The sequence below is a fragment of the Chryseobacterium jejuense genome, from assembly GCF_017877355.1.
GTDB classification, from domain to species: domain Bacteria; phylum Bacteroidota; class Bacteroidia; order Flavobacteriales; family Weeksellaceae; genus Chryseobacterium; species Chryseobacterium jejuense_A.
The window spans coordinates 93,643-108,022 of record NZ_JAGIPR010000004.1 but is presented as its reverse complement, the minus strand read 5'-3'; the positions used below and the strand labels follow the sequence as shown (position 1 = coordinate 108,022).

The window sequence follows — 14,380 nt, the reverse complement described above, 5'->3', positions numbered from 1 at the left end:
GGTGATTGTATTTGAGGTTATTTATTTTTATTTTTTCTCCAGTCAAAACTGTTTCGGTAACCAACATAAGCATAGTTACTTGTAGATCCGGTTTCCAGCTGGTTGATAAAAGCTACTTCTATAGCTGAGTTTTTCCCGACTTTTATCCCTATTCCGGCTGTTAATCGGTTACTGTCAAACGGTTCCTCTTTCACCACATTCATTCTGATTTCATTTTTCAGAATACCATAGAATTTTTCTTTTTCTCCGGTTTTGTTGAATGGAATTCGTAAAGAAATTAGGTATCGAAGTCTTACAATAAATTCATCAGGATTACTGATAAACCGTTCTTCTACCCGAAAACGATGTGATATGGAGGTTCTTCCGATATTACCTCCCAGACTCACTTGCTGGAAGGGTCTTTTTTCGTACCTCTCTCTTTTGGTGTTGTCAGATTTATAGGAGTCCAGGATAAGAAACATCATTCCCAAAGCAGGCTTTACCTCATTGGCTACCTCGTAATCAACATAAGCAGAGACCAGAAAGAGCCTGGTATCATAAGCTAGATCAAAAGACCGATATTGGGAAAGAGCAGTTAAAGTACTTTTGTCTGTCAATTTTGCCGACATAAGATATTGAAACCACATATTGTAATTGTCACGGCTTTGCGCATACACCATTTGGTTAAATCCCAATAAGAAAATAGCGATTAACGATAATTTGATTTTCATGTAACATTGAATTAATATCCTGCTGTTTCAAATATATTTATAAGAAGAAGCCGTGAATTTATTTTTCAATCAATGACAGTTTTTATCAGTGAACTGCAATCCCGGGTAAAAAAGGTCTTATATTTGGAAGATTGAAAATTGGATATTTTAGATGTTTTTTATTATCAATATTATATTTATATTGTTGGTTTTTAGGGTTTTACTTAATGGTAGGATTCTGAAAAGGCTGATGGAATATCATTGGGGGTTTTTGCTGAAATTTCAGCATGCCTTATTCTTTTTACTCTTTTTTATCATCACTTTTTTCACCGAAAATTACTTTTTAGATGTTCCGGAACTCGTCTGGTCGGTATTATTTGTGATTGTTTTCAATATTGGGATTTACTATTTGGTGTACTTTTATCTCGTTCCCCGATTTTATCTTTCCAATAAGTATCCTGAGTTTATTCTGTATGCCTTTATCTGTTTTCTGGTATCAAGTCTTTTCAGAATTTTACTGGAACCAGCAGTGTTCAATATGGAATTTAATGAGATGTTATCCAATACCAAATTTTTATACAATGTCTACACGGCACAAGGGATTGTGATTTTGGTTGCCTCATTTTTGGGGATTACGAAAGATAAATTTTTGATTGAACAGGACTTTAAAGAATTAGGAGAGGAAAAAGATGAGCTGTATCTTGCTCTTTTGAAATCCAAATTAAATCCGCATTTTCTGCTGAATACACTCAATAATATCTATTCTAAAAGCTTTAATCCGTCTGAAAATACTTCAGAATCTATTTTGCAGCTCAGTAGATTGCTTCAGTATGTTATTTATGATACCAATAAAGAGAAAATTACCCTTATGCAGGAGTTTTCATCCATTAAATCACTCATTGGGCTTTACGAGTTGAAGTATCATAATGTATTGGATATTGATTTTGATATTGATGATGAAGAAATTCTGGAACTTATTGAGATTCCACCCTCTGTTTACCTTACATTATTTGAAAATGCCTTGAAACATTCAGCAGTAGGAATAGAGGCCGATAGTTTCATAAGAGTCAATTACAAGATCCAGGATCAGGAATTTGTATTTGAAATCAAAAATTCTGTAACACAAAATAAAAATCTTATCGAGAATTCCAATGATAACGGATTGGGAAATGAAGCTGTTATCAGTATTCTGGAGAAATATTACCCTGAAAGGTTTACTTTTATATCCAAAGCAACCGAAAACAATACATACGAGACTCTTTTAAAAATTAAATTATAATGGCTAACCTGACAATTGTAGGTGTGGATGATGAATATCCCGCATTAGAACTTATCCGGCATTATTGTGCAAAGATAGAAGATGTTGAATTGCTGGAAACCTTTCAGAATTCTGAAGATGCCCTTCAATACTTACAAAAGAATAGGGTAGACCTTGTTATTTTGGATATCAATATGCCTTATATTAATGGGATTGATCTTTTACTGCAATTGCCCTACAAACCTCTATGCATATTTCTTACCTTGGAAACACAGTATGCAGTAAGAGCATTTGAACTGGATGTTGTGCATTATCTTGTGAAGCCCGTAGATTTTGAAACATTTAAAAAAGCAGTCTATAAAGCAAAAGATTTTTTGCAGTTTAAACAGTCTGCAGAAGATAAAAAACAGGAAGATTTTATTATGTTTAAGTCGAATTATATCATGAATAAAGTGCTTCTTAAAGATATAAAATGGGTTCAGGGTTTTGGAGAATATATTATCCTGATGACCCATCTGAAAAAATATATGATTCTGGAGCGGATGTCCAATTTTGAAGAAAACTACCAGAATTTAGGGTTTATCAGAATTCACAAATCATATATTGTACTGTCTTCCCATATCAGTTCATATGATTCGAATACGATCTATTTGAAAAATGGGGAACAGCTTCCACTGGGAAGAACTTACAAAAAACACCTGAAAGAATCCTTTGGTTAAATAAAAAAACAGCTTTAAAGCTGTTTTTTTATTTAGGGTTATATTTTTCCTGCTGCCTGCATCGGATTTACTTTTCCGTTTGAACTTCCTCTTACAGGAGTTCCTTCCTGTTTCTGCTTAAAGAGCTGGAATTTGGAAGTCTCACCACCGGAGCCATTGTTGGTCCATAAGTTATTGTTTGTATCAATATCAGCCGTTTCTCTCATCGGATCTAACTGAATAGATTTAAGCTTCTTATCAAAATAATACGTTTTGGAAACTTTTTGTTCATTCAGTCTCCAGATCTGTGCAGAAGATTTATCATATAATTTTGAACCATCTTCAAAAGTGAATTCAAGAATAATTGGCATTACCAATCCACCTTTATTCAAAAAGTCGATCTGATAAGCCGTAATATTTTTGAATTTTTCCTTATCCTTAGCATCCAAAGGTAGAGTAGCATCCACTTTAGTTGTATACTCTTTAGTGCTTACCTTTTCCTGACCTCTGTCATATTTGTAGTAGAAATCCTGAGCCTCTTTATCCTGGTCAACATAGAAGGTGATATTTTTATCTTCTCTGTTTCTGATTTTTGAAAGGTCTTCAAAACTGTTTACTAAAGGCTTATCAACCTGATATTTTATTTCTTCAGCTGCTTTTGGATTCGTTTCCAGGTTAGGTGTTGCTACTGTTACTTTATCGATGGCAATATCTACGGGATCAGTTCCATAGAACCACCCTCTCCAGAACCAGTCAAGGTCTTCACCACTGGCATCTTCCATCGTACGGAAAAGATCTGCAGGTTCAGGGTGTTTGAAAGCCCATCTTTTTGCATAAGTTTTGAATGCTTTATCAAAAAGTTCTCTTCCCATAATGGTTTCACGAAGAATATTTAATCCTGTAGCAGGCTTTGAGTAAGCATTTGGACCATATTGAACAATATTTTCAGAATTGCTCATGATAGGTTCCAATTGATCTTTCGGAAGCTTCATGTAATCTACAATCGTCCATGCCGGACCTCTTTTAGATGGGAACTTATTATCCCATTTTTCTTCGGTGAGATATTCTGTGAAGGTATTTAATCCTTCATCCATCCATGCCCATTGTCTTTCATCAGAATTGATGATCATCGGGAAGAAGTTGTGACCTACTTCATGGATAATTACCCCGATCATTCCGTTTTTAGTTCCTTCAGAATAAGTACCGTCTTTTTCTGTTCTTCCGAAGTTGAAACAGATCATCGGATATTCCATTCCACTGGCCGCTTCTACAGATTGAGCTACCGGGTATGGGTAGGGAATAGTAAATTCCGAATAGGTTTTAATCGTATGAGCTACTGCTTTTGTAGAAAACTTTCTGTAAAGTCCATAAGATTCTTTAGGGTAAAAACTCATGGCCATTACTTTATTATTGTTTTCAGGAATCGTAACACGCATTCCGTCCCAAACAAATTTTCTGGAAGAAGTCCATGCAAAATCTCTTACATCATTGGCTTCAAAAACCCATGTTTTTCTTTGCTTGGAATGATTTTTCTCTGCTTTTTTAGCTTCGTCTAAGGTTACAATTTCTATAGGTTCAGAAGCGCTCTCTGCTTTTCTGTATCTTGAAAGTTGGTCAGAAGTTAATACCTGATCGTAGTTTTTACATTCTCCTGTTCCGCCTACGATATGGTCGGCAGGTACATTCATAGTGACTTTGTAGTTTCCGAAAACCAGTGCAAATTCTCCTCTTCCGGTAAACTGATGATTTTGCCAGCCCTGGAAATCACTATACACGCACATCCTTGGATACCATTGGGCCATTGTGTATAAGTCATTACCATCTTCCGGGAAGTTTTCATAACCGCCACGGCCACCCATCTTCATTCTGTTGGAAATATTGTAGTTCCAGTCTACCTTGAAAACAAATTTTTCTCCTTTTTTCAAAGCTTTTGGAAGGTCAATACGCATCATAGTTTTATTGACGGTGTATTTTAAAGGACTTCCAGAAGCGTCAGTTACTTTTTCAAGCGTAACTCCGTAACCATTATCTTTTACAGGAAGTTCCGTAACCTTAAGCTGTTGGTCAGTTGTTGACGGACGGAGTACGGAAGAATTATCATAACCTGCATTTCTTACGCTGGAATGCTCATTTTCATCCAGCTGAAGCCAGATGTAATCCAGCTCATCAGGAGAATTGTTGTAATAAGTAACTGTTTCCGAACCTTTCAGATTTCTTTTATCCTCATCAAGGTAGGCAGTAATGTTATAGTCAGCTCTGTTTTGCCAGTAGGCATGCCCTGGCGCTCCGGAAGCTGCTCTGTAAATATTAGGTGTTGGTAGAATAGTTCCCAGCTGTTCAAACTTGTTTCCATGATTGCTGCCCGGGTTATTCTGAATATTTTGTGCGGTGAAACCTGTATATGCAAATACAGAAAGTGAAAGTATAACAACTTTTAGTTTCATAACCGAAATGATTTAATAATTATCAAAGATAGTAATAAGCAGTTGAAATAATAAAAATATTTCACGTTTAGAAAGGAATTCTTTCCAAAGTCATTTTTAAGGATAATGCAAAGACTCCGGATGAGACAAAAAGGATCCAATCTTTTTTATTCACCTTAAAAAGGGTAAGCAGAATAAACAGCAATATTAAAATTGCTCCAACAATAACGATTTGTCCTAGTTCCAATCCGATATTAAAACCTAATAACGGGACTGCAATACTTTGACTCTTAGTGATCATTACTCTTGCTGTGTTGGCAAAGCCCATCCCATGAACCAAACCAAAAATAAGGGCAAGGTAGTAATTGGCACGCATTAACGTCTGTTTCTGGTTCTTCATAATGATATTGTCCAGGGAGGTGAGAACGATGGTTAAAGGAATTAAAAATTCAACCCAATCCGAAGGAACTCTGAAAACATCAAGAATACTTAAAGCTAATGTAATGGAATGCCCAATAGTGAACGCCGTTACGAGAATAAGAATTTTTTTCCAATCACTATAAGAGTAAACGGCAATTAGAGCCAGAACAAAAAGCTGATGGTCTAAGGCATCAAGGGAAATAATGTGTTCCCATCCAAGGTTTAAATAAAATAGAAAATCCTGCATCATAAAGTAAAATATAATGCGTACGAAAATAATGATTAATTTCGTACACATTATTTAAAAGTCGGGATTTATGAAGAAATTATGGCTATTGTTGCTCCCAATTGTTTTTTTATTGTCTTTTACAAAAGTATGGCATCCTTATCACGTAGGATCCGTAGAGATCAACTACAGCTCTAAATCTAAAACCTTTGAAGTAACAGGAAGATTCTTTCTTGATGATCTGGAGAATGGCCTTGGGAAAAAGTATGGAGGAACTTTTCATTTTAATGATGACAAGTACAAAGCAAAACTTAATGAAGCACTGTTCAAATATTGTCAGGAATATTTTAAACTCAAAACAGATAATAAATTTCTTAAAATCAATTATATAGGATATGAAGAAGACCAGGAATCTGTAAATGTTTATTTAGAATCAGAGCCTGTTGCCAATCCTAAAAAAATAGAAGCGGCTGTAAGTTTACTGTACAACCTTTTTGATGACCAGATTAATATTGTTCATATCATTGTAAAGGGAGACAGAAAGAGTGAAAAATTAACGTATCCGAACCGATATCTTTATAAACAGTTTTAATTTTTCGGTTGAAGACGTATATTAATGTCTTTTGCATGAGCCAGTAGGTCCGGAAAAAAATCATTGTAGCACTCTTGAAGAAAGTCTTTATTATTTAGAAAAGCTTCAAAAACAGGAATATCCTTATCCAGATACTTTGCTTTGTTCAATACATTTTGGATACTGAATTTAATACCCCAGTCTTCACGGTAATTATAAAGCCAGTCGTCCTGCTCCATTTTGATCAGCATTTTCTTGAAATTTTCCGGGAGCCATTCTTCATTAGTATTTAAAACTTTGTAGACGTGTAAAGAATGTGCCTTCCATTCTGCTAGAGAGTTTAAAGAGAGATCATTAGCTACAAAATAATCCATAGAGACATCTACAAATGCACCTGCATATAGTCTTACTAAGGGAGCGAATACTTTTTTAGCTTCGTGAATGGCAGGGTGAGAGTCTGTGAAAGTGTCAATGGCTCTGTGTAAAGTAATTCCATCCTGAATATCCTTAGGAAAGGAAAAACGATCCCTGTTTCGGATAAAATCTTCCAAAAACTGACCAACAATTTGTCCATCAGTGAAAGTGAGAAGGGAGTGAGCCAGATAATTCATAAACGAATATAAAAATTTTTAAACAAAATTCGGCTATTGCTTACTGTTTCCACCCAGACTCCTTTTTCAATTTTGTGATATTTAAACTCAATGTCGTTTAAGATCACTTCTTCCGGGGAAATCAAACTCAGATGAAGTTCATCATCATGTATCTCGCATTTAAACTGAACAGGAAACGGAAAAGAATTCTGAACCTGTAGGTCTTTGTAACCATAGACAACTGTACAATCCGAACCTAAGGGTGTAAAACGTTCCTCATCTTTATAAATATCCATAGAATGTGGATGTCTTTCTAAAATCTTTAAGCCGGATTGAAGAGCCAAATAATATAAAATAGAGGAGAATTGGCAGATTCCGCCACCAAAATCACTGGAAATTGTATTGTTGATGAGGTTTCTTCCTTCCTTAAAATTATTCTTTGCACTAGGTTTTCCAACCATTTTCCAGAAAGAAAATACTTCGTTGGGATGAATGATAAGATTGTGAATTTTATCACCTACAACTTTTAAATTGTGAATTTTGTTATGATGAAACGCTCCGCTTTTGATAGGCTGCCGGAGTTTAATGGAATATTCGCCAATATTTTCTGAACGATATTCTTTGGGATAATTATAATTGTTTTTTTGATCATCCAGATACCGCTGCAAAAGTTTTATCTGCAGTTTCAATGAATGAGGAATCCAGTTTTTCAATCGCTGTTTCATACCTTTTCTAAAACACTAATGTGATAAGATGCCCAATTTTTCAGAAAGGTGTGGCAAAGAAAGATATCCAGCGGCAGAAAGAATTTTCTTATGGCTTTCGGTAATCTGTGAATAGGAAAAAATAATACTCCTGTTGTATTTTTAACTTTCCATTGGTCTTTTGAAAGTTCTGTAATTTCTGAAACTGAAAAGCTGTTGCCGGCATGCCAGTCTTCCTGTGGAGAAACAGATTTTTTTCTGCTTTTTACAGGATAATCAAAGATCAGAATCCCTTTTTTGTTTAACTTCTGATAGCATTCATTCAAAAATGCCCTCGTTTCTTCCTGATTTTGATGCATGATAACGTGAAAGCAAAAAATACAGTCAAACTCATCATGAAAAGGAATTTCTGAAATTTCACCCACAGCCAGACTTTTTTCAGGATATTTTTGACGGGCAATATTCAGCATATTTTCACTGAAATCTGTTCCATGGGTAGCAAAATTTAATAGCCTGCCTGTTCCACATCCCAGATCCAAAACCCTTGTATATTTTTTATCTTTGAAAAAAGAGGTTAAAAAAGCTCTTTCCTGATGGTCAATATATTTTCCGTAAGAATTCCCGAAACGGTTCTCATCATAAGATTCAGCGAGGTTGCTGTAATATTCCAGAATACTTGTTTTCATCATTTGAAAATCTTTTGTTAAGATCTTTAATTTTATTGATTTCTACAATTTTTATTCCGGATTTTTGATTTTTTTTAATAAAATAACCAACCTGGATGATTTTTTTAACAAGATTAATTGTGCTTATTTTTTCTCTAAAAAAGTCTTTCGTGGAAATCTTCAATTTTACTTACTTCTTCAATCTTGATTCCGAATTTTCTTTTCGGAATTTTATTAAGATTAGAAACAAATATCTTTTCATACCCCAATTTTTCAGCTTCGGTAATTCTTTGTTCAATCTGGGCAACCGGACGAATTTCTCCACTCAGGCCAATCTCTCCAGCAAAACAATAATGTTCTGAAATGGCTATATCTTCATTGGAGGAAAGAACAGAGGCAATCACGGCTAAATCCAAAGCCGGATCATCTGTTTTTATTCCTCCGGTAATATTAAGGAAAACATCTTTAGCTCCCAATTGGAACCCTGCTCTTTTTTCAAGCACAGCCAGAAGCATATTCAATCTTTTTGAATCAAATCCTGTACAGCTTCTTTGAGGAGTACCATAAACGGCTGTACTTACCAATGCCTGAATTTCTAAAAGCATCGGTCTGTTTCCTTCCAACGTTACCGCGACAGAATTTCCGGAAAGTTCTTCAAACTTCTTGGTGATAAGGATTTCCGAAGGATTTTTAATTTCCTTCAATCCCTGGGAAATCATTTCATAAATTCCGATTTCGGAAGTGGATCCAAAACGGTTTTTGTTGGCTCTCAATAATCTGAAAAGGTGGTTTCGGTCTCCATCAAAATTTAAAACCACATCTACCATATGTTCCAGTACCTTTGGCCCGGCAATCTGGCCATCTTTGGTGATATGACCTACTAAAAATACAGGAATGCTGTTTTCTTTAGCGTATTTAATGATTTCGTTGGAACATTCTCTGATTTGAGAAACCGTTCCGGGGGAACTTTCGATTAATTGAGACTGTAGTGTCTGAATAGAATCGATAATCATGAAATCCGGTTCCAGTTTTTTAGCTTCATGAAGAATTTTTTCCAGCGAGGTTTCTGTAAACAGGAAGCAGCTTGGATTTTGAATATCCGTTAACCTGTCGGCTCTCATTTTAATCTGAGAAGCACTTTCTTCCCCGGAAACATAGAAAACTTTTTTCTTCATTTTTAAGGCAAGCTGAAGCAAGAGAGTAGATTTCCCAATTCCCGGTTCACCACCAATTAAAGTAACGGAACCTAAAACAATTCCACCGCCAAGAACGCGGTTCAGTTCTTCCGAAGGTGTTTTAAGTCTCGGTTCTTCACTGGTTTCTACCTCAATAATATTGATGACATGTTGTTTGGTTTTTGAGAAGGGTACCGCTTTGCTATTGGGTTTTTCCACTACTTCTTCCACCAGAGTGTTCCATTGTCCACAGTTTTTGCATTGTCCCATCCATTGGGAGTACTGGGTTCCGCAGTTTTGACAGAAATATGCCGTTTTCAGTTTTGCCATACTGCGAAGTTATAAAAAAAGCATTTTTTTTCTGAGGTTTAAATGGATTTAAATATGAAATACTAACATAGATCAACGATAGAAATATCTTTATATCTTAGCTTTGTTCAAATTAAAATATTAATGTAAAATATAATTATAATGAAAAAACTATTTTTATCCTTCGTATTCGCATTTTTAAGTACTTTTTCTTTTGCACAGAATAATTGGGACATAGATCAGATGCACTCTTCAATAAATTTTACTATTGAACACATGGGGATCAGCTTTGTTCAGGGGAGGTTTGATAAATTTGGCGGAGATCTTACAACAAAAGGTAATAGTCTTGATAATGCTGGGTTTAATATCAATATAGATGTTGAAGGTATTAATACAGGAGTAGAGATGAGAGACAAACATCTTAGAAGTAAAGATTTTTTTGATGCGGGAGAGTATTCAGCCATTAAATTTACAGGAACTTCCGTTTCCAAAGAGAAAGATGGATCATACATATTTAAGGGTAAACTTACCATTAAAGACGTTACAAAAGATTTTAGTGTACCGGTAACCTTAGGAGGGATTACAAAAAATAAAGAAGGTAAAGAAATTATGGGGCTTCGTGCAAAATTTACGATCAACCGTTTTGAGTATAATGTGAATTATGATCCTACAGCAGCAGGTATTGCTAAGTGGGTGGAGATTAATACTTATCTTGAATTGATTAAAAGATAATTTATACTTATATCAATGAATTAAAGAAAGTGGATCCAAAATTGTTTGGATCCACTTTCTTGTATTAAGTATATTACCTTTACATATAAAAAATAAAGAAAGTTATGGCTTAACACTGTTTATGTATTCCAAACATAAATAAAAAAAATACTCAGGTTTTATAGTTGATTGAAGGGTGTTTTCTTATTTTCAAAATCTAAAAGATTGCTTCGTGTCTCTTTTTCCCATAACTTTGCACAAACCTAATCTAATGAGTAAAAAGAATACAAAGTACATCTTTGTGACAGGAGGTGTAACTTCATCTTTGGGAAAAGGAATCGTGTCTGCTTCTTTGGGACTATTGCTAAAATCACGCGGTTTTAACGTAACGATCCAAAAACTTGATCCTTATATCAATATCGACCCGGGAACTTTGAATCCTTATGAACACGGAGAGTGTTATGTGACTGAAGATGGTGCGGAGACGGATCTGGATTTAGGCCACTATGAGCGTTATCTTGATGCTCCTACATCCCAAAACAACAACGTTACTACAGGAAAAATCTACCAGACTGTAATTGAAAAAGAAAGAAAAGGAGATTTCCTTGGAAAAACAGTTCAGGTTATTCCTCATATTACTAACGAAATTAAACGTAGAATTAAAATCCTTTCTAAACAGAACTACGATATCATCATTACTGAGATCGGAGGAACAGTAGGGGATATTGAATCTTTACCATACATTGAAACTGTTCGTCAGTTGAAATGGGAGCTGGGAGAGAATAATTCTATGGTGATTCACCTTACCTTATTGCCTTATCTGGCTTCAAGCGGAGAATTAAAGACAAAACCATCTCAGCACTCTGTTCGTCAGTTGATGGAAAGTGGAATTATGGCTGATGTATTGGTTTGTAGAACTGAGCACAAAATTCCAAAAGATCAGAGAGCAAAATTAGCTCAATTCTGTAACGTTCCATTAGAAAACGTTATCGAATGTAAGGATATGGAGACAATCTATGAAGTTCCAATGTATCTTCAGAAGCAAAACTTTGACGATGTAGTATTGAAAGAACTGGAGCTAAAGAGCGATAAAGATGCTGATCTTAAAGACTGGAAAACTTTTGTGAAAAAATTCCAGAATCCTAAAAGAACTGTTGAGATTGCGTTGGTAGGAAAATATATATCCCTTCAGGATTCTTATATTTCTATTGCTGAAGCTTTCAAACATGCAGGAGCTGACCTTGAAACGGAAGTGAAAGTAAGATGGGTATACAGTGGAGATATTACAGAAGAGAATATCAAAGATACACTGAAAGGTGTAAATGGAATCCTTGTAGCTCCGGGCTTCGGAGACAGAGGAATTGAAGGAAAAGTTCTTACTGCTAAATATGCAAGAGAAAACAAAATTCCAATGTTGGGAATTTGTTTAGGAATGCAGATTATGACTATTGAATTTGCAAGAAATGTTTTAGGACATACGAAAGCAAACTCTATGGAATTTGATACTGCAACTCCTGATCCTGTAATTTCAATAATGGAAGAACAGAAGAATGTAATTGATAAAGGAGGTACAATGCGTCTTGGAGCATGGAAGTGTGCTTTGAAAAACGGATCTAAGCTGCACGATATCTACGGAAGCAAAAATATTTCTGAAAGACACCGTCACCGTTACGAATTCAATAGTGATTATCTTCAGGAATTTGAAAAGAATGGTTTCTTAGCTACAGGAACAAACCCGGAAACAGGATTGGTGGAAGCATTGGAATTACCAGGTCACCCGTTCTATGTTGGAGTACAATACCATCCGGAATACAAGAGTACGGTAGCTACACCGCATCCTTTATTCAGAGCTTTCATTAAAGCTTGTGAAACTTCTAAGTAAGAAATTTTAGTATAGGAAGAGTGTAATATTCAACCCTCCGCAAACAAATAAGGTAATTTTTTACCATAAACGTCTAAATATAAACTCAGGTTGATTTTTCTCAGCCTGAGTTTATTATATACTAATGTATTATAGTATAGAGTTTTGATAAAAAAACAGTATTTTTGTCAGCTCAAATTTGCTACAGATTTATAAGTTTTCTTATAGAATTGTAGTAAGCCAATAAATAGGAAATTTTAATTATAACAAAAATAAAATGCAACAAAACAACGGAATCGATAAGAAGCAGATGATTAGTTTCGCGGTTTTATGCCTGATTCTTTTTGGCGCGATGTTCTATTTCCAGAACAAGCAGATGAAAGAAGAAGAGTTAAAAGCTCAGCAGCAGAAAACGGAACAGGTGAAAAATGTCGTAAAACAAACTCAGGCCACCAATATCAATCCAAATGTAACTCCTAATGCGATTCAGACAGCTAATTTGTCTAACAAAGAATTGAATGTTGAATTCTCAAGTTTAGGAGGGCAGGTTTCTAAAGTTCAGCTTTCAGAATACAAAGCATACAATAATAAAACGGATCAGGCAGACCTTCCTCTTTATCTCATCAATAAAAATAATTCAAACTACGGTTTTCAGTTTAAAGATAAAACAGGAAAGGTTATCAATACTAAAGATTTAGTTTTCTCACCTACTGTTAATGGAAATGCTGTAACAATGACAGCTAACTATAATGGCGCTGTTATTCAGTTTATTTATACATTACTTCCGAAATATACTCTTGATTTTAAAGTAAGAACTCAAGGTCTTGCTGCAGTTACTTCTGATAACAAAGCAGATTTTATCTGGGATTACAGCGTAAGAAACCTTGAAAAGGGAAGAGCCCAGGAGCAGTCTCACTCAGAGTTCTCATATGCTTTCAATAATTATAAAGATTATGATTATGATGGAAGAACTACAATGGAGGAGGAGAAAGAGACTCTTAACTGGATTGGAGTAAAACAACAGTTCTTTACTTCTGTTATTGAAGCTAAGAATGGATTTACTCAAAGTAAAGGAAATCAGGAAAATGTAGAAGAAGGAGAGTATCTGAAGAAACTTAATTATGAAGGGTTCGTTCAGATGACAGGAAGTGAATTGAATCAGGATTTCACATGGTATTTTATGCCATTGGATTTACCACTATTGAAATCTTATGATAAAAACTTTGATGAAATTCTTCCATTAGGTTGGTCATTCATCGGAGCAATGAACCGTTATTTCTTCATGTGGTTATATGCAATTATTGCGGGTTGGGGATTATCTGCTGGTTGGGTGATTTTCGCAATGACAATTATTGTAAAATTAATCTTATCTCCAATTATGTACAAACAGCATAAGCTGAGTGCAATGATGAAGGTAATTCGTCCGGAAATCGATGAAGTAAATGCTAAATTCAAGGATGCAGATCCGATGAAGAAACAGCAGGCTACAATGGAAGTATACCGAAAAGCTGGAGTAAATCAGATGGCAGGATGCTTACCTGCATTGGTGCAGATTCCAATCTTTTATGCATTATTCCGTTTCTTCCCGAACTTTATTGACCTGAGAGGGCAAGGATTCTGGTTTGCAAAAGATCTGACAGCTTATGATGATTTGATTAAGTTACCATTTAAAATTCCTTTCCTTGGAGATCACCTAAGTATCTTTGCACTGGCTTGTACAATTGTTATCTTGATTTATACAGTAATGACATCAGGAAACATGCAACAGCCACAACAGGAAGGAATGCCAAACATGAAAGTATTAATGTATATCTTTCCGATTACATTCTTATTCTTCCTGAATACTTCAGCATCTGGTCTTTCATGGTACTATTTTGTATCGAATGCAATTAACATTCTAATCATTCTTGTGATTAAATATGTAATTCTGGATGAGAAGAAAATTCATGCTCAGATTCAGGCTAATAAAGAAAAACCGAAAACGGAAGGTAAATTCCAGAAGAAGATGAGAGAAATGATGGAGCAGGCTCAACAGCAACAACAGTCGCAAGAGCAAAAGAAAAAGAAATAATCTAACATA

The 14,380-nt window shown here is 35.1% G+C and carries 13 protein-coding genes; 6 read left to right on the top strand and 7 right to left on the bottom strand.

Annotation, left to right across the window (positions count from 1 at the left end):
- Positions 1-17 precede the first annotated feature (17 nt).
- The gene (locus J2772_RS09700; RefSeq protein ID WP_209916075.1) at positions 18-710 is read right to left on the bottom strand and encodes a DUF2490 domain-containing protein; all 693 of its coding nucleotides are present in this window, start codon (positions 708-710) and stop codon (positions 18-20) included.
- Positions 711-939: 229 nt separating this feature from the next.
- Between J2772_RS09700 and J2772_RS09695 the strand changes: the two genes are divergently transcribed.
- Entirely contained in the window at positions 940-1,968 is a 1,029-nt protein-coding gene (locus J2772_RS09695) for a sensor histidine kinase (protein ID WP_209916073.1), read from the top strand.
- On the top strand, positions 1,968-2,666 hold the full coding sequence (locus J2772_RS09690) for a LytR/AlgR family response regulator transcription factor (protein ID WP_209916071.1): 699 nt from the start codon (positions 1,968-1,970) through the stop codon (positions 2,664-2,666). The genes J2772_RS09695 and J2772_RS09690 overlap by 1 nt, the downstream gene beginning before the upstream one ends.
- Before the next feature lie 38 nt (positions 2,667-2,704).
- Here the strand turns inward: J2772_RS09690 and J2772_RS09685 are convergent, their stop codons facing one another.
- A complete protein-coding gene (locus tag J2772_RS09685) occupies positions 2,705-5,089 on the bottom strand; it encodes a M1 family metallopeptidase (RefSeq protein WP_209916069.1) in 2,385 nt (794 codons plus the stop codon).
- 67 nt (positions 5,090-5,156) lie between these two features.
- Complete coding sequence (locus tag J2772_RS09680) at positions 5,157-5,735, bottom strand: HupE/UreJ family protein (protein WP_209916638.1); 579 nt, start codon at positions 5,733-5,735, stop codon at positions 5,157-5,159.
- Positions 5,736-5,805: 70 nt separating this feature from the next.
- Between J2772_RS09680 and J2772_RS09675 the strand changes: the two genes are divergently transcribed.
- Positions 5,806-6,306 carry a DUF6702 family protein gene (locus J2772_RS09675; RefSeq protein WP_209916067.1) on the top strand — a complete coding sequence of 167 codons (501 nt, stop codon included), beginning with the start codon at positions 5,806-5,808 and terminating at the stop codon, positions 6,304-6,306.
- Here J2772_RS09675 and J2772_RS09670 read toward each other — a convergent pair.
- From J2772_RS09670 to radA, 4 genes are all read right to left on the bottom strand, one after another.
- Entirely contained in the window at positions 6,303-6,896 is a 594-nt protein-coding gene (locus J2772_RS09670) for an ACP phosphodiesterase (protein WP_209916065.1), read from the bottom strand. The genes J2772_RS09675 and J2772_RS09670 overlap by 4 nt on opposite strands.
- Positions 6,893-7,600 (bottom strand): VanW family protein, encoded by a 708-nt coding sequence (locus J2772_RS09665; protein ID WP_209916063.1) that lies wholly within the window; start codon positions 7,598-7,600, stop codon positions 6,893-6,895. The genes J2772_RS09670 and J2772_RS09665 overlap by 4 nt, the downstream gene beginning before the upstream one ends.
- Positions 7,597-8,268, bottom strand: a complete 672-nt coding sequence (locus J2772_RS09660) for a class I SAM-dependent DNA methyltransferase (protein ID WP_209916061.1) — start codon at positions 8,266-8,268, stop codon at positions 7,597-7,599. Before J2772_RS09660 ends, J2772_RS09665 begins: the two co-directional genes overlap by 4 nt.
- A 131-nt stretch (positions 8,269-8,399) precedes the next feature.
- Positions 8,400-9,749, bottom strand: coding sequence for a DNA repair protein RadA (gene radA, locus J2772_RS09655; protein WP_209916059.1), 1,350 nt, complete (start codon positions 9,747-9,749; stop codon positions 8,400-8,402).
- A gap of 141 nt (positions 9,750-9,890) precedes the next feature.
- Here radA and J2772_RS09650 point away from each other — a divergent pair, with 141 nt between their 5' ends.
- The 3 genes from J2772_RS09650 (at position 9,891) to yidC (ending at position 14,371) form a co-directional block, all read left to right on the top strand.
- Positions 9,891-10,460 carry a YceI family protein gene (locus J2772_RS09650; RefSeq protein WP_209916057.1) on the top strand — a complete coding sequence of 190 codons (570 nt, stop codon included), beginning with the start codon at positions 9,891-9,893 and terminating at the stop codon, positions 10,458-10,460.
- A 250-nt stretch (positions 10,461-10,710) separates the two neighbouring features.
- Complete coding sequence (locus J2772_RS09645; protein ID WP_209916055.1) at positions 10,711-12,321, top strand: CTP synthase; 1,611 nt, start codon at positions 10,711-10,713, stop codon at positions 12,319-12,321.
- Positions 12,322-12,577: 256 nt separating this feature from the next.
- A complete protein-coding gene (yidC, locus tag J2772_RS09640; protein WP_209916053.1) occupies positions 12,578-14,371 on the top strand; it encodes a membrane protein insertase YidC in 1,794 nt (597 codons plus the stop codon).
- Positions 14,372-14,380: the final 9 nt, after the last annotated feature.